Here is a 24,021-nt window from a genome sequence, read left to right as displayed (position 1 = left end):
AGTGTTATATAGATTAAAACTTTTATTAAGTAGAAAAAACGTAAAAAGAGAACGAGTAAGAGCGAAGCTTGAAATAGATATTTCAATAGTTTTTATAATGCTAGGATTGCTTACCTTTGGTTGGGTTATGGTTACTTCTGCATCTATGGTAGATGCGTTGTACGATTTTAATGACCCATATCACTATTCTATAAGACAAGGTTTCTTTGCGATCATATCAATATTTTTATTTTTATTAGCATTGCTTGTACCAACTAAAAACTATGAGAAGAACTATAATGCATTTTTCTTTATAATGCTTTTGGTTTTAGTAGCTGTACTAGTCCCAGGATTGGGTAAAAGTGTTAATGGTGCTAGGCGCTGGATACCTTTGCTAATTATCAATATTCAGGTTGCTGAGTTAGCTAAGTTATTAGCAATTATATTTTTTTCTGGCTATATTGCTACGAATTTAAAAAATATGGGGAATTTTAAAGAAGGAATTCTTACTCCAATAAGTTTGTTAGGATGTATTGCCATACTTTTATTAATGCAACCAGACTTCGGCTCTACAGTTGTAATATCAATATGTGTTATGGGCATGCTATTTGTATCTGGTAATAAGGTACGTTGGTATGGGTTACTCTTAGTAGCTATGGTATTAATGGCATCAATGTTGGTTATTATATCCCCATATAGGATGCATAGGATTACAGGGTTTTTACACCCATGGGAAAATGCTAATGGTTCGGGTTATCAATTAGTTCAAGCTCTTATCAGTTTTGGTAGAGGTGGTTGGTTTGGTGATGGCTTAGGTAATGGGGTACAAAAGCAGTTTTTCTTACCAGAGGCACATACTGATTTTATTACTTCTGTTATAGCCGAAGAGCTAGGTGTTTTTGGTTTGATGGTTTTATTATTCGTGTATTTATTTATTGTTTTAAAGGCGATAAATATTGCTAAACTAGCTTTTGAGTTAAAAAGGTATTATCAAGCTTTCTTAGCCTATGGTATAGGCTTTTGGATTGGCTTTCAGGTCTTTGTAAACGTTGGTGTAAATACAGGGTTATTGCCGACAAAAGGTTTAACTTTACCTTTAATAAGTTATGGAGGAAGCAGTCTATTGATAATGTGCTATACGTTAGGAATCTTAGTTAGAGTGGATTTTGAGAATAAACTTTTAGCAGATACGATAAATCCTAGATATGTATATAAAAAAGTTAAATAATAAAAATCTTATTGTTATGAGCTCTTTTCTAAGGTATGTACATTCCTAACAATATATAAAGGTCTATGCTTTGTTTCTATAAAGATTCTACCTATATAGCTACCTAACATACCTATTCCAATCATTTGCAAACCACTAAAAAATAGTATGAAAGTTACTAATGATGGGTAACCAGGAGTATCTATTCCGAATATTAGTGATTTTAAGACTATTATTGAGCCATAAATAAAACTTATAAAAGCAACAAAGACACCTATATATGACCATATCTCTAGAGGGGCTTTACTAAAGCTTGTAATTCCATCAATTGAAAATTTAAATAACTTCCAATAGTTCCATTTAGTTTGACCTGCGACTCTTTCTTCTCTTGTGTGATAAACAAGTTTTTCTTTAAAGCCTATCCATGTTAGTAGACCTTTATTAAAGCGAACTTTTTCTTTTAACTCAAGAAAAGCATTTATTGCAGATCTATTAAGTAGCCTATAATCTCCAGCATTAGGTGTAAGTTTTGTATCACTAATACGGTTGATAAGCTTATAAAAAAGACCAGCAGTATGTTTTTTTGTTGAGGTATCAGTATTTCGGTTTTCTCTAACAGCGGTAACAACTTCATAACCATCTAACCAATGTTCAACCATCTCTAAAATAAGCTCAGGAGGGTCTTGTAAGTCAGCATCTATAGAGATAGCGGCATCACCTTTGCAGTTTGCAAAACCAGCAAATAACGCAGACTCTTTACCAAAGTTTCTTGATAAATCTACGACAACTATTTCAGGAATATCTTGCTGCTTTTTTAGTAATAGTTCTAGAGTATTATCACTACTACCGTCGTTAATAAAAACTATTTCATATTTTGTAGGTAGTTTTTTTAAAATAGGCATTAATCTATCGAATAAATGCTCTATAGTATCCGATTCATCTTTTACTGGGATTAATATACTTGTTAATTTATTTTTATGAGTCATTAATATCAAATTATAGAATTTACATCTAATTTTGATATTCTAGAGCGAATAGCTCCTTAAAGCAAGCTTTCTAAGAATATTACTATGTGTCATATTACTGCAGTACTATATTGTTATCTTTTTGATCATTTAGAGCTTGTTCAGATTTGAAATATTTAAACTCATTAACTCTAGATTTTGATATAGGGTCGCCCTCATCAATATCTAGAGCCGGATGACACATTATTAGGCCCCCGTCTTTGATTTCAGAATATGCTTTTAAAATGACTTTTCTAAAGTCTTCATTATTGTTTTCAAGTGCGTATATTCCAGAAAAAGAGGAGTTATGTTTGATGTTATTATCAACTAATAATTTATTGAATTTCTTTGCACCACTACGATAAATTATTAAGGATTTAAAGTTTGACTTATCCATATTAAATGTTGAGCGGATATATGTTTGCTGTTTAAACATATCAAAGTTTTTATATAAATCTATAACAGCTTTTCTAACTATAGGAAAATGGTGTACATGTTGGTGTCCATCAATAAAATCCGGTAAGTCTCCCCATAGACTTATAAAATTATCTATTTGGGCTTTAAGCTCATTATAAACATCAGTATAACTTATTGCTCTTAGTTTTGATTTAGCAAGCAGTTTTGAAAGAGGTAAAAACTCTTTATTTTTGCTTATAGATTTAGCATTTGTAAGAGGAGTGCCTTCTGTCAGGTTTAGGTGTATGCCAACGTCAATAAAACTGTTATAGATATTTTTTAAATTAGGCATGCCATGCTTTAATGCTGGCATATTTGACATACAGCTTGTAGCATTAATGACTTTTTTCTCGAGAAGCTTAATAATTCCTTCATTAACATTATCACTTAGGCCAAAATCATCAGCGCAAATTATTATTTTTTTGAACATAGCTAAAAGACATGCTAACATTCACGTACGCTAATCGTACTATATTTATTTTATGTCTTCAACTAGGAAGTATTTTTATTCCCAAGTTTTTATATTTTTATTCTTCCTATATATATTTTCATGCATGCCTTTAATGATAGATGATTTGTTTCGTTCTCAGATGGCTGCACTTTATAATCATACAGTAATTAAACATTTAATTAATGATTATCAAACATATACAGGCAGGATTTCAGCACAGTATCTTTCATATATATTTTTTAATAAGCCAATGCCTTATATGATAGCTATACTAAATGTCATTAGTGCACTATCTTTTAATGTGCTAATTATATATATGTATAAAATTATTACTAGAGAGGATAAGGTCGTTTTTGATAAGGTTTATGTTAGTTACTTATCGATATTTTTCTTTATATTTACCTTTAGTGCTTTTATTGGTACGACTATGTGGAAAATGGTGGCAGTACAATATTTGTGGGGTATATCTATATGTGTATATATTGCATATAAGTTACTACGTAAAAATCAGATTAATATTTTGCTAACTATATTTATAGGACTATTTATAGGATTATATAATGAAGAAATTTTCGCACTTTGTTTTACTCTTTTGTTTGTGTTTTGTGTTTACAAATATAGGCTAGGCCAGTTAAATAAAAATATTGTGATTATGCTTGTGTTGTTGTTTGTATTTGGTGTTATTGATTGCCTAGCTCCAGGTAATACACATCGAGCTCAAGAAGAAGTTATGAAGTTTGGCTATAATATTTATATAGATCAGATGATTACTATATTCCTTGCATTTCTTAGAGGAATTTTGATTTTACCATTCTTAATTTGGGCTTTTAAAAGTACAACAAGAAATTATTTACTTACAAATGCTCAGAAAGTAGCTATTAAAGTAGCGTTAGTATTAACTTTTTTAGCAGCATTGATATTTTTTAGATATGTAGGAACAGGAAGAGTATATATGTTATTTATAATATTGTACTTTTGTATAATATGTTACAACACAGATATCATTGTTAAAGTTGCTAATAGTGTTAAGTTAAAGAGAATATCATATACTTTATCGATATTAGCAATATTCTTATTATTCTTTGGAAGTACTTATATACATTATGAATTTAAAGATAGATTTAAGTATATGAATGAACATATAAATCAAAGTGTTTGTCTTAATGAAATATACTCACCAGTTTGGTATTTGATTTATTTTAAAGACTTTAATGCTTATGGTAATTCTAAAGGTAAATATGGTTACCGTAACTATAATCATGATTATGCCTCATATTATAATTTAAAGAAGATTAGGTACTGTAAATAGCACCTAAATTGCATCATTAAAAAAATCAACATTTTTAACATTTTAAAGTTATAATTATATTAATTAGTTAAATATTTTTTAGAAAATGGTAAATAGAAATATTGAAAATTCACATCTTTATGCTGTAATACCAGTTTATAATGAGGAAGCCTTAATAGGCTCTTTTTTAGAAGAGCTAGCTGCTAAACTTAGTGATATATCATCAAATTATAAGATAGTCGTTGTTGATGATGGCAGTGTAGATAAATCTAGAGAAATCATTCAAGGCCTTGTTGGTAAATTAAATATAAAGCTTATTAGCTTTTCTAGAAATTTTGGCCAAGAAGCTGCTATAACAGCAGGATTAGAAGCCTCTAAAAATGCAGATGCTGCAGTTATTATGGATTGTGATTTTCAACATCCTATAGAAGTGATAGATCAGTTCTATGAAAAATGGTGTGAAGGGTATTCTAATGTTTATGGTATAAGAACTAGAGATGATCAAAGTAAAACTAGAAGTTTTTTATCAGAAACATTTTTTAAATTCAGTAAAAGTATGATGGGTGTTGATATTCCAGCTAATGCGGGATATTTTAGATTATTAGATAAGCAATGTATTAAAGCTTTTAATTCATTATCAGAAAATAATCGTTTTATTCGTGGTCTTTTCTCATGGATAGGTTTTAAAGGGTATGCTATACCATTTCAAGTTGCTGATAGAAAAGATGAAACACCTAGTAGGTGGGGCTATAAAAAACTCTTCAAATTGGCTTTTACTGGAATTTTCTCATTTTCAGCTGTTCCTCTTAGAATGATATCTCTTATGGGAATGATAATTTCTATATTTGCATTAGCATATGGTTTATATACGATTTTAGCTAATTTACTTTTTGGTGTTGGTGTTAGTGGTTGGCCAACTATTGTGGTGAGCATTATGTTCTTTAGTGGGGTTCAGCTTATTTCTTTAGGCGTTCTAGGGGAATATATAAGTCGTATATTTGATGAAGCAAAAAATCGTCCTAAATATATTATTGATGAGGATGAAAGTCGAAATATTTAATTATTCTAAATAAATTTTTTTTCTAATTTTTAAAGTTCTCTTTTAATCTCTGAAGTTATGCTAAAAGTTGTTACACTATAAAGTTAAAATATGAGTAATAGAGAACTATAAGCCTAATTTGAAAATGATTCTATGACCAATACATATTTGATTTAATGTATGTTTATTCGTATAAAATTAGACATTGTGATTATTTAATGAGAAGTTTAGAACAAACTCCGTATAATTTATGAGGCACTGTTTAATAATTAACTTTTAATTATTTTTACTACAACATTTTTGTTGTATCTTCCCTTAATTTGGAAGTTTATATTAGGATATTTTTCTCTAATTTTCTGAAGTTGCTTTTCTTTTGTGAAAATAACAATATCTTTTTTAGTTTTTAGAAGTTCACCAAATTGAGGGTAAGTTATTAAATATTTAGGCCATTCACCATTATGAGATTGTTGATATTGTTTGATACCATAATGGAATTCTCTTGCCCAGTTATCGATTTCTGGTCTATAAGTTTTCCAGTTATAAACGATATAGATATTATCATTTAATAGTAACGGTAGGTCCTCTTCATAGCCTTTTTTCTTTATCTCTTCTTTTAAGATAAAGTGTTTTGGTTGAGGTCTATTATAGTACACAAATATAGTGTCTTTAGGCGAGTCTTTTATCACTTTTTCAACTAAAGGTTCAGATGTTCTAATATCAAAATAAGGTATAACTAGTTGACCTAAGATATTAAGAACCATAAGTGCTGAGATTATTAGTATGATTGCTTGTTTGATTTGACCTTTTATAGATAATCTTAAGCTAAATGCAATTACAAAAGCACATAGTGCCACTAGTAGAATATATACTGTTGAAGCATGCGTGTCTAAGAATAGATGTTGAACTATAGGGAATAGGGCAACTACAATAGCTGTTATTAAGAAAAGTGTACTAGCAGCTATATGCATCTTTTTAAAAGTATTTACTCTATCACTATCTTTAATTACTTTCTCAAACGATAGAGCCATTAGTAATGATAACGGTCCAAAAATAGGTAAGATATAGCTTACGATTTTTGAACTAGGGATTGAGAAGAATATTAGTATGAGTAGGCACCAAAGCGCTATTAAAAATGTAGTGTAGTCTTTTTTCCTATTTTGCCAAATAGCTTTAAAACCTTTTGAAAGTCTATTAAGTAATAAAATACTAAATGGTAAAAATACAGCTAATATAATTACAAAATAAAACCAAGGTCCAATAGCATTATTAAAGCCATGTCCAACAAAACGGTAGAATTGCTGAAAATAGAAGAAGAAATATAGAAAATCGGGGTTTTGTTGTTGAGCTAAAACTAACCATGGCGTAACAATAATTACAAATATAACAGCACCTGTTGGTATATATAATTCTTTTATTCTAGACCAGTTATTTGTTACAAGCATCCAGACAAAAATAGTCATACAAGGAAAAGCTATAGCCATCAATCCTTTAGTTAAAAATGCTAATGCAGATACAAGGTATGCAGCATACATAAAAAAGCGTTTTTTATTGCCTGTTGGTTGTTTTAAACTAACTAGACATAAAAAGAATGCAATCCAAAGAAGATTAGCAACTATAAGATCCATATTCGCATAGTGAGCTTCAAAGAAGTATAAAACGTTCGCTGCAAGTATAAAACTTGCCAGAACACCAGCAAAACGTGAATAAAAATATCTACCAAAAGAGTATATTGAGATACATCCTAATATGCCAAAAAGTGCTTGGGGTAGGCGAATAGCCCAGGCATTTATACCAAAAAAGTGCATTGAGGTAGCTTCGAGCCAATAGTATAGAGGTGGCTTATCTAGAAAAGGAACACCATTGATTAACGGGGTGACCCAGTTATTAGTACTTAGCATTTCTCTAGCTATTTCTGGATAACGCCCTTCATCAGGAATACTTAAGTGTCTATGACCGAGAAATATAATGAAATATACTATATAGATTACTAATAAAATTATGATGTCATAAGCATAAGAGTTTTTAAATTTATTCATTTAGGTTTCTAAAAAAAAGATAAATTAATGACTTAATGTATCTTTTAATTATGATTTTTTCAAGAGAATTGTAATAAATAGCGACTGATGATAATAGTCATGAATTATTTTAGAATATCGTGTATTAGAGAGCTAAACTTCACTAAATTGTTCTGGTTTATCTTCTTTATTTTCAAATAAAAACTTATGCATCTCTTTTTGTAAAAACTCTTTTGCTTTTGGGTCCATAAGGTTAAGTCTATATTCATTTATTAGTATAGTTTGATGAGATAACCAAGCCTGCCAAGCTTTGTTTGAAATCTCTGTATGAATTTTTTTACCTAGCTCACCTGGAAGAGGTTGAAATGGTATAGCTTCTAATTCTTGATTATATTTTTTACAAAAAACAGTAGACATTTTTTCTCCTTTAAAATTTTTTAGATACATCTTTTAGGTTTTGGTAATCCAGCTAATTTGGCAGCTTGTACAGCTGGAGAACAAGGAAATAGCATTTGTAAATATAAACTATTACCTATTTTATCTCCATGCTTCTCTTTTAAGGCTTTTACAAGTTCTCTAATTGCTGGTGATTTTTTGTTTTCTTGGTAAAAACTTCTTAAAAAGTTAATAACTAACATATGATCTTCAGTTAGATCAATATCTTCATTTGTAGCAGTTAATTTACAGAAATCTATATCCCAAGTTTCGAAATCTATTAAAAAGCCTTGTTTGTCTATGTTGTAGTTATCCACAAATATGATAAAATTTGTTACTAGTTTTTACTATCTGACAATTATAACAAATAAGAATAGTTGTTTTAATCTATAAAAAGGCATATTTAATGAAAGTTACTTTATATACTACAAAATATTGTCCATACTCTCTTCGAGCAAGAATTGCTCTATCTGAGAAAAAAATGAATATGGATGTTGTTGAAGCTGGTGATTTAGCTCCAGAAAAGCTAAAAAAGATATCTCCTAATGGTCTTTTTCCTGTGTTAAAAGAAAAAGATTATAGTATAAATAATAGAAAAGCTCTTTTGATATATATCGATGAGAGATTTCCTGCACCTGGATTATTACCTAGCTTAGTTAATGAGCGTATAAAAATTCGCTTATCATTAGAAAAAATAGATAACGAATGGTATCCAGTATTAGATCAAATTAGAAAAAATAAAACAGATAATGAAAAATTGGCTGTGTTATTTAAAGATCTAAAGGAAAGTTTTTTAACAATTGAGAAAGCATTTAGTGAATTTGATTATTTTATATCATCTAGTTTTACTTTAGCAGATTGTTATATTGCTGCATTAATAATCTGTTTAGAAGCTGAAGGTTTTGTTATAGATGAGACATTTGGTGCTATGCATGCTTATAAGAAAAGAGTATTTGCTAGAGATTCTGTTAAGAAGGCTAACTTAAAAGGCAATGCAAATGAGTCATTATTAAAAACTTTAAGAGCACATAGGTAAGGTAACGTTATATGTGGTATCAAGGTTTTGTAAATTTTGTTTTTTTTGCTCTTAGTGTGATACTTATTGTAGTAGCGATAGTTTTTGTCATTGGAAGTTTTTTCTCATTATTAGCAAAGGCAAAGCAGGAAGCTGCTAAATTGACTAAGGGTAAACTAAAAATTAATAAAATTGGTAAAGACTATAAAGAAACTAAAAAAGAAGTTTTAGAAACATTATTAAGCAAGAAAGATTATAAAAACTATCTTAAAGAACAGAAAAAACTAGATAAACAAGATGATAAGCCTGAAGGAAAAATCTTTGTAGTTAACTTTAAAGGTGACATACATGCCTCTCAAGTTGAAAATCTACGTAAAGAAGTATCTGCTATCTTAGCTGTATCTAAATCAAATGATGAAGTTATTGTTAGAATCGATAGTCCTGGTGGGGTTGTAAATGGCTATGGTTTTGCCGCAGCTCAACTAGAGAGGATTCGTCAAGCAGGTATTAATTTAACTATTTGTATTGACCAGGTTGCTGCAAGTGGTGGTTATATGATGTCTGCTGTTGGGCATAAAATAATTTCAGCTCCTTTTGCTATAGTTGGTTCGATAGGTGTAGTTGGAACTATTCCAAATGTTAGAGATCTACTTGAAAAGAATGGCATCAATGTCGAGATGCATACCTCTGGAGAGTATAAGCGTACATTAACAACAGTAGGTGAAAATACTGAAGAGGGCCGTAAGAAATTCAAGCAAGACCTTGAAAATATTCATGAGTTATTTAAAAAGCATATTTTAAATTATCGTCCTAATCTAGATATGCATAAAGTTGGTACTGGAGAGTACTGGTTTGGTAAAGATGCTCTTGAGTTGGGTTTAGTTGATGAGATTCAAACTTATGATGATTATTTGATAAGTTTACTTAGTAACAAACATGATGTGTATGAGGTAAGCTTTGTTAGGAAAAAAGATAAAGGGTTGTTGAAGTCTAAGCTTGCTATGATCAAAAGATCTCTAACAAACTTCTTATACGCACGTAAAATATTATAGGATCAAAGTGCTTTCTTTAAATACACATCAAAAAATCTTGGATAATTTTCTTGAGCAGAAGTCTAAGCAGATGCTACATCATGCTTTTATTTTTAGGGTTAAAGATGCTGTACTTTTAGATAGTTTTATAAACTCTTTATGCCAAGTATTATTAGGGCAAAAAGTTGATGACTATAATGAGTCACCATATGTGACAATAGCTAATTCAGAGAATAATGAGGTTAGAGTCGCAGAGGTTAAAAAAATTATAAAAAACTGTGAGCTAACAGCACATAATAACTTAGCTAAAATTATTATAATTCCAGAGCTTGGATTCTTAAATGAATCTGCGGCAAATGCTATTTTAAAAACGCTTGAAGAGCCAGCTGAAAATACTTTCTTTTTAATGTTTACACGCAATTATAATAATATTTTAGCGACTGTAAAAAGTAGATCTTTAAGTTATGATATAAGCTTTGACCAAGAGGATAAGTATAGTTACTTAAAGTACACATTTGATATGTCAAAAGATGCTATAGAAAAATCTTTATTAATGGCTAGAGATGATGTTAATGTTATTGCTAAGATTAAGTTAGAGCAGCATTTTTGGCAAGTTAGAAATAGTCTAATGAGAGTTTTAGTAAATCAGCTAAACCCCAATATTTTTCTTAAAGAGGTTAACCCTAATTTTAAAGATACGCTTTATTGGTTAACAAGCTTAATTGTTGATGTGTATTATTATAAGCTTAATGATCAAGATCAAAATATTGCTAATTATGATAAAATTGCGGTTATTAAATATCTTGCTGCTAAATTCTCAGAAGATGAAATATATAAGCTATATCAAAAAACATTAGAAGCTAATGATTATTTTCTTAATTTTAAAAATGTTGATAAAGAATTAGTTCTAGAAAATTTAATATTAAAAATTATAAAGTAGGTAAAAAATGGAAGTAAAACAACAACAAAAATTAAAGGCTCAAGCTCATAGTTTGAAACCTGTGGTTTTAATGGGTGAGAAAGGTCTTACTGAAAATGTAATGCTAGAGATTGATTTAGCTTTAGCATCGCATGAGCTTATAAAAGTAAAAGCAGGACGTTTACCAAAAGAAGAAAAACAACAAATTGCAGCTGAGATTGTTAAAGCAACAAAATCAGAGTTAGTGCAAATAATAGGTAATATTCTAGTTCTATATAGAAAAAATCCTAATAAAAATAGAAAATAGGTTTAGAGATGAGTTTTCCAATATCACGTCCGCGTAGACTTAGAGTGTCACAAAACATTAGAGATATGGTTGCTGAAACAACCTTAAATGTTGATGATCTAATGTATCCAATATTTGTTGTGCATGGTGAGAATATTAAAAAAGAAATCTCAAGTATGCCAAATCAATATCATTGGTCTATAGATATGTTAGATGAGCTTGTTGAGAAGGTTCTACAAGCAGGTATAAAAAGTGTCATGATATTTGGAGTACCAAAATCTAAAGATCTAGTTTCATCTGAGAACTATGATCCAAATGGTATTACACAACAAGCAATTAGAAAGATTAAGCAACTAGCCCCAGAGTTAGTTGTTGCCACAGATGTATGTATGTGTAGCTTTACACCTCATGGACATTGTGGGATCTTAAATGAAGCTGAGTATGTTGATAATGACAAAACATTAGAAATCTTAGCAAAAACTGCAGTATCTCATGCCAAATCTGGCGCTGATATAGTTGCACCAAGTGGTATGATGGATGGTATGATTATAACTATGCGTCAGGCTTTAGATGAAGCTAATTTTGAAACTGTAAGTATCATGTCATATTCAGTAAAATATGCTTCGGCTTACTATGGACCATTTAGAAGCGCTTGTGACTCTTCTTTGAGAGGTGATCGTAAAACTTATCAGATGGATTATCGTAATAAGAAAGAAGCTATTAGAGAAGCTGTTGCTGATATAGAGCAAGGTGCAGATTTTATCATGGTTAAGCCCGCATTAAGTTATCTTGACATTATAAATGAATTAAACCATATAGTTGGTTTACCAATTGCAGCGTACCATGTTAGTGGTGAGTATGCGATGATAAAAGCTGCTGCTCAAGCTGGCTTAGTTGATGAAAAAGCTATTACAATTGAAACACTCACATCAATGAAACGTGCTGGAGCTAAGATTATTCTTACTTATACTGCCTTAGATGTAGCTGATTGGGTTAAGTGCTGATTAAATCAATTGTAATAAAAATAATTTTATATAGAATTTTTGATAAGCACACTATATTCCCTATAAGTAAATAATGACTGGATTCATTAAGTTTTTTTCTTTGATAGTATTTGTTATTACTCTTTCAGCCTGTGCTATTATTACAGATCATAAATTTGTATATTTAGGTCATCCTGTAAAGTTACCAGAGTACCAAATTTATTATGATAAAACCCAAAATCTCTACCTGTTTATAGATAAGCATAGTTGCTTTGATAAAAGTGTTGATGGTGCAGGGACATGTATGGCCTTAAATCAGCAGGAAGCGGATGATTTTATTAAACAAATTTTGCCACAGTTAAGTGAGACTGAAGATAGACTGGAAGAAGATAATAAAGAAAAAGTTATTGCAGCTTTAAAAAAATATAATAAGAGAGTAATTAAAAGGCCTGTTCAACTAAACCTTAAGTTACGACCAATAAAGCAGATTAATGCATATGGTAAGAAAGAATATCATCTTGTGCCAAGAAAATACGATGTAAAGGCTAATTTAATAGTTATGCTGGATAAGTCTAAGAAAAATAATAATAATGTCCGCGTATTATATTCACTAAGAATGCCTGCGGTTATTCAAAACCAAAAAACCTCTACAAAACCATTTCTAATAGATCCTGAGTATTTAGAGGAAGTTATGAATGAAAAAGCTATTAAAAGCTATGAAGATTTATACAATAAACAAATAAAGAAAAAAAATGCTAAAGAAAATGAATTCGAGCATTTTTTAGATGACGAGCTACATATATAAATGCTGCGCATTTATTTTAGTCTTATAATTAAATTGTAAAAAAAAGTAATATTCTATAGAATTCACAACTAAGTTTTAAAATTTCCAAAAAGTGAAATTAGAGTAATTATTCATATGATAAATATAGCTTTATACGAACCAGAAATACCACCAAATACTGGTAATATTATTCGATTATGTGCGAATGTAGGTGCTAATTTGCATTTGATAGAACCTTTAGGTTTTAAACTAGAAGATAAGCAGTTAAGAAGAGCTGGGTTAGATTATCATGAGTTTGCGGATCTTAAGATTTATAAAAACTTTGATGAGTTTTATCAAAAAAATAAAGCTAAAAAAATTTGGGCTTGTACTACAAAGGCAAAACAATATTATCATCAAGTAGATTTTGGCCGTGATGATATTCTACTTTTTGGTCCTGAGACAAGAGGACTTCCTAGTGAAGTTTTAGAACTACTGAAACAGACCCAACTTAAGATCCCTATGCACAAAAATAGTCGAAGTTTAAATCTATCGAATTCAGTGGCTGTTATATTATATGGTGCTCTAAATAATATAGGTTTTGATAAGCTGGGTTTATTATAATTATTGGTTTAATTTGAAAACATCACAAGTATTTTCATAAGTTTGTTTAGCTACTTTTTCAAGATCTTCATTTCTTAATTGTGCAAGAAATTCTGCAACATATTTAACATACTCTGGATAGTTTGGCTTGCCCCTATATGGTACTGGAGTAAGATATGGCGCATCAGTTTCTATAAGTATTCTGTCTAAGGGAAGCTTTTTGGCAGTTTCTTGGATATCTTTGGCATTTTTAAAAGTTAATATTCCTGAAAACGAGATATACATTCCCATGTCTATAGCTTGTTTTGCCATATCATAATCTTCTGTAAAACAATGTAGAATACCGCCACATTTTTCGATATTTTCAGATCTTAAAATATCTAAAGTATCTTGCTTGGCAGCTCTAGTATGTACAATTATAGGTTTTGCTACTTCAATAGCTGCTTGGATATGATTTACAAATTTAGATATTTGTTTAGGTTTTGTTTCTTGGTCATTATAGTAGTAGTCTAATCCAGTTTCTCCAATTGCGACACATTTTGAATGATTTGATCTGGTAATAATTTCTTTTGTGCTAGGCTGATGCGAATCTAATTCACTTGGATGAACTCCAACTGAAAAAAACACATTATTATATGATTCAGCTATTTTTTGGATATCATTAATCTCATGCCATGCTACCGCAATTGAAACTATTTTATCTATACCTGCATTTTTAGCATTTGTAATGACATTATCAAGGCTTGTATCTTCTAGTTTTAAATAATTAAGATGGCAATGTGAGTCTATTATCATTTTTGATAAAGCTTTATTTAATTTGTAACAGATTATAGCAAAAAAATTGTCTGAAATATTTCATATTATGAATAAGTCTTTGTTTAAAACTAATATTATTTGGTATTAATATGCTAACCTTAAGGAAGGAGATTGTTGAAATTTTAGATTTGGAACTTTATATGAAAAATTTAAAACTTATATCAATAAATAATTATTTTTGTATTATATTATTTCTTTTATTAGGACTTTGTCAACAATCTTATGCAAGTAGTCGCTCAAATGATATAGACCATAAAGTTAAAGAGATAAATAGTTATCTTTTAGTTATTAAAGATGATAAAGCAAATAGTGAAATAAAGATAGCTTACCAGAGAAGTAAGCTTCTAAGCTATAAACATTATTTAAGTAAACAAATGGCTAACTTAAATAGTAAGCTTGAAAGAGTTGACTCTTTGCTTTCATTTATTCAAAAAAAATATCAAATAAAAAAATTCTCAGGCTTTATAAATAAGCAGGTCGAAGAAAATAGTGAGTTTAAGGCAAAGTTAAAAAATTATACTCACCGTAGAGCTTCTATTCTAAATGAATTGATACTTTTAAAAGAGACTAAATTAAATGTTGAAGATGCTCTGACACATATTTCTAATATGAGAACTTATTTACGAAATCAGTTTAGGTTCGAAAAAAATAATGTTTTATGGCAGTGGGGTAATTGGATTAGTGCTAAAAACAGTTTTATAAAAAACCTAGCAATGATATCAAAAGATATGCTGATTTTTATTTTTATACTAGGTATTTATTTTCTTATAAAAAGATTTTTTTCACTTAAGAAAATATTGGTTGAAAACCCAAGGTTGCAGCATAAAAGAAACATATCCAAGGCAACTATTAAATTTAACAGCATTTATATTTTAATGCTAAGTACTATTGTTTATCCTTTAGTGATTTTAGCTATAGCTAATTATCTAAACTATATTGGAAATCTATCTAATAACTCTATCTATGTAATTGATACTATATTACAAGTTATTGTTATCTACTCGGCTATATTATTTGTCTTGGAATCGTTTGCTAAGGTTGTTCTTTCAAGAAGCATAAAAGTAACAATCTTAGTTTTATATAGTATTTTTGGTTTAATTATGTATCTATTTAGATCAAATTTGATTAACTTTGAACGAGGTCATTTTATCGCAGTAATGCCTAAAGATGATATTTTAGTTTTAGTTTTCTTTTTTATGTTGTTGATGCTTATTCCAGCAACTATTGCTTTCATAATGTTAAGTAAACCTAAGATTAGGTCACGAGAAACTAAATTAAAAGTATTAGTTTGTACAAAATATTTTATATTTATTAGTTTAGTTGTTAGTATTTTTACAATGATTTTAGGAGGGTATCCTAATCTTGGGATGTCTATAGGATTTGATTTATATCAAACTTTCTTTTGGGGCACATATGTTTATGTCTTTTATAAGCTTCTTGTATTAGCTGTAGATTTAATTCTATGTAAGAAAAATAAGATTATTCTAACTAGAGGTTTGGTTGAAAATATTTTAGGTGGTTTTAAAAGAGCTAACCTTCGATATTGGGTAAAAAATATAATGTTTATTTTGGCGATATTAATATTTTTGATCTTGTTGCCTTTATCTTTAAATATTCAACCAGAAAAGCTTAAAGATTTATGGGAAATTTTTGCTTATCATGGAATTAGTATTTTGGGTATAAAGATAATACCTGCGGTTACCTTATTAGAGTCACTAGTGCTATTTGTTATAACTTTGTTTGTCGGTAAGCTTACGATAATATTTTGTAATAGAAGAGTGTTTCCTTATACAAAAATGGATCATGGATCTATAGAAGCAGCAATGTCTATAATTAAATATCTATTTATATTAATAGCAGTATTTATATTTATTAAATGTTTGGGTATGAGTAATACGGCAATTACATTTATTGTTTCTGGTCTATCTGTCGGACTGGGGTTTGCTATGCAAGATTTGATTAAAAATTTCTTTGCGGGCCTTATTATGCTGTTTGAGAGACCAGTTAAAATAGGTGATTGGGTTAAAGTTAATAAAGAGATTGGTGTAGTAAAAAATATTAGTATTAGAGCTACAGAAATATTAACGTTTGATAATAATTCACTAATAGTTCCCAATCATGTCATGGTAACAGATGTGGTTTCTAATGAAACACTTGATAAGAAAGTAAGACTTGATTTACCAATAAGATTATCTTACGAGGATGATTTTAAAAAGGCTGTGTCTATATGTGAGAAAGTAATTAAGGCAGATAGAAGAATACTTTTGGAGCCAAAACCAGAGTATCTTTTATATGACTACGGTGAGTCATCTATGATTCTTATGGTTAGAGCATACTGTTTGAGAACTATGAAAATTCATATTTTAAGTGACTTAAGAATAAAAGTGTTAGAAGAGTTTAACGCAAATAATATTAGAATTTCACTTGCTAAAATGGATATATACATTAAAAATGACAATAAAAAAGATTCTCAAATAATGTAATGTAGAGAATTCTAGACACCTAAAAGGCTTCTATAATTATGGATAATATTTTCAGTATTTCTAATGATTTTTGTGATGATGAAATTTTTATAAATCTCTTAAATCATAAAGATGTTCAAATTGAGAAAATTATTTCTTATGGGCAAGTTACTGATATCGATAAACCATATATTCAAAATCATGATGAGTGGGTTTTAATATTAAAAGGTGGCGCAAAGCTTGTATTAGAAAATAAAGAGTATAACCTAGGAGAAGGTGAGTATCTGCTAATACCCAGAAATACTAAGCATTGGGTTACTTATACTGCTAATCCAACTATATGGTTAGCTATACATTTTAAAGGAAAATAAATATATGCAAGAGTTTTTTGCTAACCATTTTTTTATATTATGTTTTTTTATAATATTGATGGGTTTTTTAGCTAGTTTTATTGATGCTATTGCGGGTGGTGGTGGATTGATAAGTATTCCAGCCTTAAGTATGACGGGACTACCAATTGTTATGATCCTTGGTACCAATAAGCTTCAAGCTAGTATTGGTACAGCGATGGCAACTTTTAAGTATTATAAAAATGGTCTGATAAATTTCAAAACAGTTCTAAGAGGTTTGATAGCTGGTTTTATTGGGGCATCGTTGGGCACAATATTAGCTGTTGTGATCCATAATGATTTTATGAATAAACTTGTTCCAATACTCCTAATTGTGGTTTTTATTTTTAGCATTGTAAATAAGAATCTTGGGGTTAATCAAGGTAAAAAAAAGATGTCAGAAGTGGCATTTTTTACATTATTTGGGTTTCTTTTAGGTGCATATGATGGATTTTTTGGTCCAGGTACAGGAAATTTCTGGATTATTGCAATAGTGTATTTTCTTGGTTATACATTTCTACAAGCTTCAGGGTATGCCAAAGTATTAAACTTAAAAAGTAACGTTTTTTCTCTTACAGTATTTATCTTATCAGGACATGTGAATTATATATTTGGATTTTTAATGGCTATTGGAAGTTTCTTCGGTGGCATTGTAGGATCTAGAATGGTTATATTAAAAGGCTCAAAACTTGTTAGGCCAATATTTATAGTAGTGGTTGGTTTAAGTATTATTTTTATGATAAAAAATACATACTTTTAGCTTTTTCTTAATATAAAAGTATCTCTTAATAATTATTATCTAGCCTTATCTTTGAAGGTTGTTTCTCTGGTAATTTAGTAAAATTTCTCAAAAAAGCCTTGCCCTCAACTTATGTTGAGGTATTACAATCATAAGTAACTTGAAAAGGATTATTAATAATTGAGAGGAAAAATGAGGATAGAACATTTGAACTTAGTAGTTAAAGATATAGGTAGTATGATTGATTTTTATAAGTCAGCATTTCCTCATTGGTATGTGAGGGCTAAAGGACATTCGACCTGGAACGGAGTCGATAGAGATTGGGTTCATTTTGGAGATGACTTTCAGTACTTAACATTTAATAGTAATGGAAAAGGAGAAAATCGAAATTTGAAAGGTCATGAAATAGGATTAGCACATTTTGCTTATGTTGTAGATGATGTTGAATCTATTCAAAAGAGGTTATTAAATGCTGGGTTTGATGCCAAATTAGGCGCTGAAAATAAATATAGGAAAAATGTCTATTTTATAGATCCTAGTGATTATGAAGTTGAATTTGTTGAGTATTATAGTGATATACCTAATGAGCGTAATAGTGATGAGTAATAATCAGTTATAACTTCTTATAAAAGGTAATTGCTTAGTCACTTTAACAAAAATTAATCCATAAAATCAATATAACTATAAAACCATAGTGCTATAATAGTCCTCACATTTTATAGTTAAAATAAATAAATCTTAGTCATATGAGTGAAAAAGCGTTAGAAATAAAAAATCTAACTAAAATCTATAAAGGTGGTTTTAAAGCCGTAAATGATATTAGTTTAGATGTAAATAAAGGAGATTTTTTTGCTCTTTTAGGTCCAAATGGAGCAGGAAAATCAACAACATTAGGGATGATCTCTTCTCTTGTAAATAAAACGTCAGGACAAATAAAAATATTTGGTCATGATATTGATAATGATTTTATAAGTGCTAGAAAACATTTAGGAGTTATGCCTCAGGAGGTAAATCTTAATCTTTTTGAAAAACCAATAGATATTTTAATTACACAGGCTGGATTTTTTGGGATTTCTAGAAAAGAGGCTATACCTTATGCAGAGGAGCTACTTAGAAAAGTAGATCTTTATGATAAGAGAAATACCCAAGTAAGATTCTTATCAGGTGGAATGAAAAGAAGGTTAATGGTGGTCAGAGCATTAATACATAAACCAAAATTACTGATATTAGATGAACCAACAGCTGGAGTTGATGTTGAGCTTAGAAACTCTTTATGGGAAATGATTATGCAGTTTCATAAAGAAGGGTTGACTGTGATTTTGACTACACACTACTTAGAAGAAGCAGAGTCTATGTGTAACCGTATTGCTCTTATTCATAGGGGTGATGTTCATGTAAATACAGATATGAAAAGTTTCCTAAAAACAGCAGATCAGCATACCTATATCTTTGACTTAAAGGATAAATGCCAAGTGGATATTAAGCTTAGTTCGGGTAATATAAAGTTGGTCGATGAATATACGTTAGAAGTAGAAGTTTCAAAAGGTGTTGTTTTAAATGAGATTTTTTCAGAATTGACAAATAAGTATCATCTAGATGTGTTAGATGTACGTACTAAAGAAGCAAAACTAGAGAAATTATTTATAGATGTTGCAAGGAATAAATAGGTAAATTTATGAATTTAAAAGATTATTGGATAACGTACGTAACGATCTTTAGTCGTGAATGTAAAAGGATGTTTAGAATTTGGCCACAGACATTATTACCATCAGTTATAACTATTATTTTATATTTTTTGATATTTGGTAAGATTGTTGGATCACGTATAGGTACTATGGGAGATGGTATTACTTATATGCAGTACATCACGCCAGGTCTTATTATTATGGCAGTGATTCAAAACTCATATGGTAATGTTGTAAGCTCTTTTTTTGGGATACGTTTTAGTAAGGCGATTGAAGAGCTGTTAGTTTCTCCTGTGAATAATCATGTAATAATTTTAGGATACATCTCAGGGGGAATATTTAGAGGATTTGTAGTTGGTATATTAGTAAGTATAGCAGCATTTGTATTGGATGGCTTTAGTACTATTCATAGTGTATTTTTAGTTTTAGCTGGGTTTATATTTTGTGGAGCATTATTCTCACTTGGTGGTTTAATAAATGCTATATTCTCACAGAAATTTGATGATACTACTATCTTCCCTACGTTTATATTAGCCCCTCTTATCTATTTAGGAGGAGTTTTTTATAATATAAATAGTCTTACTGGTTTTTGGCATTTTATATCTTCATGTAATCCATTATTTTATATAGTTGATTTTGTGAGATATGGTTTTATTGGTGTTTCAACTGTTAATCCATATTATGCATTTACTGCAATTATTATTTTTACATTTATATTGTATTACCTTTGCTGGTACTTATTAGAAAAAGGTATTCGTTTAAAGTCTTAGAATATTTTCTTTATCAAAAAAATCAGATATTAATATTTATTGGTTAATTTATTTTTTGCTATACTAGTTCTAATAAAATTTTTTTAAAGCAAAGAGAATGTTTGAATATCAAAAAGTAGCCATTATAGGGAAGCACTATAAAGAGGATGTTAGTCGAACTGTCGAAATGCTTTGTAATTTTCTTGTTGAAAAAGGCTTACAAATAGTTGTAGAAACTGAGACTGCTGAAGATATTAATTTAAGAGATATTGAAGTTCTTAGTTTAAAAGAAATAGCACTTAATTGCGATGTTGCAATTGTTGTCGGCGGCGATGGAAATTTTTTAAAAGCAGCTAGAGTATTAGCCTTGTATAGTCATATACCTGTTATGGGTGTTAATAAAGGTAAGCTAGGTTTTTTGACAACTATAGCTCCAAATGATAGAACTTTAAAAGATGATCTTTTGAATATTCTAAAAGGTCAAGTTTCTATTTCTAATGTAAGTATGCTTAAGTGTCGGGTTGATGATAACTTACGTGTTCCTTTAGAGGCATCAATAGCACTTAATGAGATAGCAATAACTTCAAGTCGAGGATTAATGTTTGGTTTAAAAGTTTATATCGATGGAAGATATGCTTTTGATCAACGTGGAGATGGACTAATTGTATCGACACCTACAGGCTCTACAGCACATGCTATGGCAGCAGGTGGTCCGATTCTTAATCCTAATCAAAATAGTATAGTTCTTGTACCGATATGTTCACATTCATTAAATAGTAGACCTTTGGTAATATCAGATGATAGTGTTATTGATATCTATATAACAGAATATAATAATCCTGAGCCTGTCTTAAGTATAGATGGTAGACATGATACTATCCTAAGTTCTCATCAGAAAGTGACTATTAAAAAGGCGGAAAAGAAAGTTACAGTTCTACATACACAAGATTATAACTATTATGATACTTTAAGAGAAAAATTAGGTTGGAGTAAGGTTTTATTTTAGAAAAGTTCAATTACAATAATTATTACAAAAACAGTTATAAATATTGCCGAAATAAACTCTAGCTTTTTAATATTTCTAAAGAAGATCTGTCTAAGCTTATTATTGCCAAAAAAAGTAGCAACAATACAAAACCAAATAAATGTTGTAAGAGCTATACATATCCAAATACCGACTTTACCTAAACTAGATAGACCATCAACTAAACTTAACATTGAGCTAAAGAAAACTAAAACTTTTGCATTAGCTAAATTAGTGAAGGCTCCGTTTAAAAAAAGCTTAAGACTTGATGGCACAGCAAAAGTATTTAGGTTTTTAATATGTTGACTAGCGTTTGGATTTAAATCTTGTTGTTTTGTAAATATACTTTTATATAGGTTAAAGGCTAGATAAGCTAAATATATGGATCCGATTAAGATTAAGCACTTAAATAGTATCGGTTGTTTATAGAGTAAAAATGACCCGAACCAGTAGACGATAAATGTATTGATAAGAATTCCTGATGCTATCCCAGAAGCTGTATAAACCCCTTGTCTTTGACCAAATTTGATAGAATTACTAATAGTTATAAAAAAATCTGGTCCCGGAAGAACTAAGCAACTAATCTGTAAAGCAAGAATTGTTAAAAATATTAACACGGATACACTCTTATTTTTATTATAGTTGATATAGAATAGTATTAATAAAATTGTAAATCTAGAAAAATGTGTGATAAATCTAAAGAAAATTTACGCCAAGTAAAAAGTTATGTACAAAGGGCTGGTAGGGTAACGAAGAAGCAACAGCAAGCGCTTGAAAGTTATGCTGAGAAATATATGATTAGCTATAATCATGATAGACGAATAGATTTTTCAGAGATATTTTCTAATGCTAATCCAGTAGTTTTAGAAATTGGTTTTGGAATGGGAGGATCATTGATTCAAATGGCCTTAGAGAATCCAGATAAGAACTATCTAGGCATAGAAGTACATAAAGCTGGTGTTGGAAATATCTTATATGAAATAGAACATCAAAATATATCAAACCTTCTGGTAATGAGCCATGATGCTGTTGAGATTTTAGAAAATATGATTGCTGATGAGTCTCTATCTGGAGTGCAAGTATATTTTCCTGATCCATGGCATAAGAAAAAACATAATAAACGTAGATTAGTTAATCAATCTAATATAGATCTTTTTGCTAAGAAGCTTAAGACTAGCGGAGTATTTCATTATGCTAGTGATTGGTTGCCTTATGCTGAAGATGTTTTAGAACTACTTGAAAGTGATGATAAATATCAAAATATGTATTCTGGGTTTGCACCAAGGCCAGAATGGCGCCCTTTGACAAAATTTGAAAAAAGAGGTCAAAACCTAGATCATCAAATATCAGATATACTGTTTAAAAAAATTTAGGTTAAAATTTAAAAAAACTATAGTGGTTGAACATTGTTCAATCTTTTGAATAAAGGAAATAATAGTGAAAGTAGCCAGATATAAAAAAGGTTTTATAAAAGCTAGTGAATATAGTAGTAAACTACACTTTGGCAACATTTTCTGTCCAGATTGTGGTAAGGCTAAATTAAAGCTTATCCGTAAGGCAAATCAAGATTCGTACTTTGAGTTTATTAAAGGTGAAGATAAGCATGATGAGCTATGTCTTAGATCTAGTAAACCAATAGCAAATGATAAGATAAAAGAACTTGTTCTAAGTGACTCAAAAAAAGATATGAGTAAGCTTAACTTTTTAGTTAATAAAAATCTTGAAAGATACATAAATCTTCTTACAAAACTTGAAAATGATGGTGTGCTTAAAAAGGAAGATGAACTAAATCTAATGCCTTTTAAAAAGCAACAGTTAGCTGAAAATCGCACTCGAGAATACTCAAAGCAAGATATTTATACAATAAATGGTTTGGAACTAGCTGATATGGATATACAGAGTATTAATAATAAATATTGTATTATTTATGGGGTAGCAGGAATTACAGCTTCAGATATAGATGACAGTAAAAAGCTTCTTTTTAAGCTTGATCAAGAGTCAAGATTTTCTATATTTATAGTGCCAAATCAAGTGAAGTATTTAGATTTTGATAAAAGTAAAAGAGCTAAGTTTGCAGTCTTTGGAAGAATCAAAAAAACAGATAAGTTTTTAAATATTGAAATACGTTCAACTAGAGATTTAGTTATAAAGGATTAATTTATGAATATAAATATTCGTTATGAACAACTAAAAGATCAAGAAGCTGTTTATCAGCTTATTGCTTCATCTTTTGAAACTGATGATGAAGAGAAGTTAGTTAGACTATTGCATACTGATCATCAGAGTTTAATATCTCTAGTTGCTGAGATAGATAATACAATTGTAGGCCAGATAGTTCTCTCTAAAATGGAAGCAAAAGCAAGTAATATAAGCATATTTGGCTTAGCTCCAATGAGCGTAGCACCAGAATATCAAAATCAAGGAATAGGCACAAAACTTGTTGAAGCAGTTATAAAAGAAGCTAAAAAAAATAATATAGATGCTATATTCGTTTTAGGTCATCCTAGTTATTATCCTCGTTTTGGTTTTAAACCAACAAGTGAATATACAATAAAATGTCAGTATGATGTACCAAGTGATGTCTTTATGGTTTTAGATCTAACTAATAAGCTAGAGCTTTTAAAGGGTCAAACAGTTTATTATGCAAAGGAGTTTGGAGAGGTTTTTTAGCCTTTCTCTAAAC

Annotated in this window: 27 protein-coding genes; 20 read left to right on the top strand and 7 right to left on the bottom strand. The window is 29.6% G+C overall.

What is annotated here, in order from left to right; genetic code table 11:
* Position 1 precedes the first annotated feature (1 nt).
* Positions 2–1,207 carry a putative lipid II flippase FtsW gene (gene ftsW, locus F3D62_RS04375; protein WP_150467031.1) on the top strand — a complete coding sequence of 402 codons (1,206 nt, stop codon included), beginning with the start codon at positions 2–4 and terminating at the stop codon, positions 1,205–1,207.
* 14 nt (positions 1,208–1,221) lie between these two features.
* On the opposite strand, the gene F3D62_RS04370 is transcribed toward ftsW, so the two are convergent.
* Both F3D62_RS04370 and F3D62_RS04365 read right to left on the bottom strand, forming a co-directional pair.
* Complete coding sequence (locus tag F3D62_RS04370; protein ID WP_150467030.1) at positions 1,222–2,172, bottom strand: glycosyltransferase family 2 protein; 951 nt, start codon at positions 2,170–2,172, stop codon at positions 1,222–1,224.
* A 94-nt stretch (positions 2,173–2,266) separates the two neighbouring features.
* Positions 2,267–3,076: a ChbG/HpnK family deacetylase gene (locus F3D62_RS04365; protein WP_150467029.1), complete on the bottom strand. Its 810-nt coding sequence runs from the start codon at positions 3,074–3,076 to the stop codon at positions 2,267–2,269.
* Positions 3,077–3,128: 52 nt separating this feature from the next.
* Between F3D62_RS04365 and F3D62_RS04360 the strand changes: the two genes are divergently transcribed.
* Both F3D62_RS04360 and F3D62_RS04355 read left to right on the top strand, forming a co-directional pair.
* On the top strand, positions 3,129–4,406 hold the full coding sequence (locus F3D62_RS04360) for a DUF6056 family protein (RefSeq protein ID WP_224732635.1): 1,278 nt from the start codon (positions 3,129–3,131) through the stop codon (positions 4,404–4,406).
* A gap of 85 nt (positions 4,407–4,491) precedes the next feature.
* On the top strand, positions 4,492–5,445 hold the full coding sequence (locus tag F3D62_RS04355; protein WP_150467027.1) for a glycosyltransferase family 2 protein: 954 nt from the start codon (positions 4,492–4,494) through the stop codon (positions 5,443–5,445).
* 248 nt (positions 5,446–5,693) lie between these two features.
* Here F3D62_RS04355 and F3D62_RS04350 read toward each other — a convergent pair whose 3' ends face one another.
* From F3D62_RS04350 to F3D62_RS04340, 3 genes are all read right to left on the bottom strand, one after another.
* Positions 5,694–7,460, bottom strand: a complete 1,767-nt coding sequence (locus F3D62_RS04350) for an ArnT family glycosyltransferase (protein ID WP_150467026.1) — start codon at positions 7,458–7,460, stop codon at positions 5,694–5,696.
* A 132-nt stretch (positions 7,461–7,592) separates the two neighbouring features.
* The gene (locus F3D62_RS04345) at positions 7,593–7,856 is read right to left on the bottom strand and encodes an oxidative damage protection protein (RefSeq protein WP_191092533.1); all 264 of its coding nucleotides are present in this window, start codon (positions 7,854–7,856) and stop codon (positions 7,593–7,595) included.
* Positions 7,857–7,876: 20 nt separating this feature from the next.
* A complete protein-coding gene (locus F3D62_RS04340; RefSeq protein ID WP_150467024.1) occupies positions 7,877–8,191 on the bottom strand; it encodes a TusE/DsrC/DsvC family sulfur relay protein in 315 nt (104 codons plus the stop codon).
* An 89-nt stretch (positions 8,192–8,280) separates the two neighbouring features.
* Here F3D62_RS04340 and F3D62_RS04335 point away from each other — a divergent pair, with 89 nt between their 5' ends.
* From F3D62_RS04335 to trmL, 7 genes are all read left to right on the top strand, one after another.
* The gene (locus F3D62_RS04335; protein ID WP_150467023.1) at positions 8,281–8,910 is read left to right on the top strand and encodes a glutathione S-transferase family protein; all 630 of its coding nucleotides are present in this window, start codon (positions 8,281–8,283) and stop codon (positions 8,908–8,910) included.
* 11 nt (positions 8,911–8,921) lie between these two features.
* Positions 8,922–9,941 (top strand): protease SohB, encoded by a 1,020-nt coding sequence (gene sohB / locus F3D62_RS04330; protein ID WP_150467022.1) that lies wholly within the window; start codon positions 8,922–8,924, stop codon positions 9,939–9,941.
* Between the two features lie 7 nt (positions 9,942–9,948).
* Positions 9,949–10,860, top strand: a complete 912-nt coding sequence (locus tag F3D62_RS04325) for a DNA polymerase III subunit delta' C-terminal domain-containing protein (protein ID WP_150467021.1) — start codon at positions 9,949–9,951, stop codon at positions 10,858–10,860.
* A gap of 7 nt (positions 10,861–10,867) precedes the next feature.
* Positions 10,868–11,146, top strand: coding sequence for a ribosome assembly RNA-binding protein YhbY (gene yhbY / locus F3D62_RS04320; RefSeq protein ID WP_150467020.1), 279 nt, complete (start codon positions 10,868–10,870; stop codon positions 11,144–11,146).
* Between the two features lie 8 nt (positions 11,147–11,154).
* Positions 11,155–12,129 (top strand): porphobilinogen synthase, encoded by a 975-nt coding sequence (gene hemB / locus F3D62_RS04315; protein ID WP_150467019.1) that lies wholly within the window; start codon positions 11,155–11,157, stop codon positions 12,127–12,129.
* Between the two features lie 73 nt (positions 12,130–12,202).
* Positions 12,203–12,913 (top strand): hypothetical protein, encoded by a 711-nt coding sequence (locus F3D62_RS04310; protein WP_150467018.1) that lies wholly within the window; start codon positions 12,203–12,205, stop codon positions 12,911–12,913.
* A 114-nt stretch (positions 12,914–13,027) separates the two neighbouring features.
* Positions 13,028–13,495, top strand: coding sequence for a tRNA (uridine(34)/cytosine(34)/5-carboxymethylaminomethyluridine(34)-2'-O)-methyltransferase TrmL (gene trmL, locus F3D62_RS04305; protein WP_150467017.1), 468 nt, complete (start codon positions 13,028–13,030; stop codon positions 13,493–13,495).
* On the opposite strand, the gene F3D62_RS04300 is transcribed toward trmL, so the two are convergent.
* The gene (locus tag F3D62_RS04300) at positions 13,496–14,269 is read right to left on the bottom strand and encodes a TatD family hydrolase (protein WP_150467016.1); all 774 of its coding nucleotides are present in this window, start codon (positions 14,267–14,269) and stop codon (positions 13,496–13,498) included.
* 161 nt (positions 14,270–14,430) lie between these two features.
* On the opposite strand from F3D62_RS04300, the gene F3D62_RS04295 reads away from it, so the two are divergent.
* From F3D62_RS04295 to F3D62_RS04265, 7 genes are all read left to right on the top strand, one after another.
* Positions 14,431–16,773 carry a mechanosensitive ion channel family protein gene (locus tag F3D62_RS04295; protein ID WP_191092532.1) on the top strand — a complete coding sequence of 781 codons (2,343 nt, stop codon included), beginning with the start codon at positions 14,431–14,433 and terminating at the stop codon, positions 16,771–16,773.
* Between the two features lie 38 nt (positions 16,774–16,811).
* The gene (locus F3D62_RS04290) at positions 16,812–17,123 is read left to right on the top strand and encodes a cupin domain-containing protein (RefSeq protein ID WP_150467014.1); all 312 of its coding nucleotides are present in this window, start codon (positions 16,812–16,814) and stop codon (positions 17,121–17,123) included.
* A gap of 4 nt (positions 17,124–17,127) precedes the next feature.
* On the top strand, positions 17,128–17,901 hold the full coding sequence (locus F3D62_RS04285) for a TSUP family transporter (RefSeq protein WP_150467013.1): 774 nt from the start codon (positions 17,128–17,130) through the stop codon (positions 17,899–17,901).
* Between the two features lie 186 nt (positions 17,902–18,087).
* Positions 18,088–18,486, top strand: coding sequence for a VOC family protein (locus F3D62_RS04280; protein WP_263478754.1), 399 nt, complete (start codon positions 18,088–18,090; stop codon positions 18,484–18,486).
* A gap of 140 nt (positions 18,487–18,626) precedes the next feature.
* Positions 18,627–19,547, top strand: coding sequence for an ABC transporter ATP-binding protein (locus tag F3D62_RS04275; RefSeq protein WP_150467011.1), 921 nt, complete (start codon positions 18,627–18,629; stop codon positions 19,545–19,547).
* 8 nt (positions 19,548–19,555) lie between these two features.
* The gene (locus F3D62_RS04270) at positions 19,556–20,335 is read left to right on the top strand and encodes an ABC transporter permease (RefSeq protein ID WP_150467010.1); all 780 of its coding nucleotides are present in this window, start codon (positions 19,556–19,558) and stop codon (positions 20,333–20,335) included.
* Positions 20,336–20,432: 97 nt separating this feature from the next.
* Positions 20,433–21,320: an NAD(+)/NADH kinase gene (locus F3D62_RS04265; protein WP_150467009.1), complete on the top strand. Its 888-nt coding sequence runs from the start codon at positions 20,433–20,435 to the stop codon at positions 21,318–21,320.
* Here the strand turns inward: F3D62_RS04265 and F3D62_RS04260 are convergent.
* The gene (locus F3D62_RS04260; protein WP_150467008.1) at positions 21,317–21,955 is read right to left on the bottom strand and encodes a LysE family translocator; all 639 of its coding nucleotides are present in this window, start codon (positions 21,953–21,955) and stop codon (positions 21,317–21,319) included. The genes F3D62_RS04265 and F3D62_RS04260 overlap by 4 nt on opposite strands.
* A gap of 66 nt (positions 21,956–22,021) precedes the next feature.
* Here F3D62_RS04260 and trmB point away from each other — a divergent pair, with 66 nt between their 5' ends.
* The 3 genes from trmB to F3D62_RS04245 all read left to right on the top strand — a co-directional run bounded on the left by trmB (position 22,022) and on the right by F3D62_RS04245 (position 24,008).
* Positions 22,022–22,711, top strand: coding sequence for a tRNA (guanosine(46)-N7)-methyltransferase TrmB (trmB, locus tag F3D62_RS04255; RefSeq protein ID WP_150467007.1), 690 nt, complete (start codon positions 22,022–22,024; stop codon positions 22,709–22,711).
* A gap of 64 nt (positions 22,712–22,775) precedes the next feature.
* Positions 22,776–23,495, top strand: coding sequence for a hypothetical protein (locus tag F3D62_RS04250; RefSeq protein WP_150467006.1), 720 nt, complete (start codon positions 22,776–22,778; stop codon positions 23,493–23,495).
* 3 nt (positions 23,496–23,498) lie between these two features.
* Entirely contained in the window at positions 23,499–24,008 is a 510-nt protein-coding gene (locus F3D62_RS04245) for a GNAT family N-acetyltransferase (RefSeq protein ID WP_150467005.1), read from the top strand.
* Positions 24,009–24,021: the final 13 nt, after the last annotated feature.

The sequence above is a fragment of the Francisella sp. SYW-9 genome (assembly GCF_008711465.1).
Taxonomy (GTDB): domain Bacteria; phylum Pseudomonadota; class Gammaproteobacteria; order Francisellales; family Francisellaceae; genus Francisella.
Note: the sequence above shows the minus strand (reverse complement) of the source record. Positions and strands in the feature narration are given on the sequence as shown.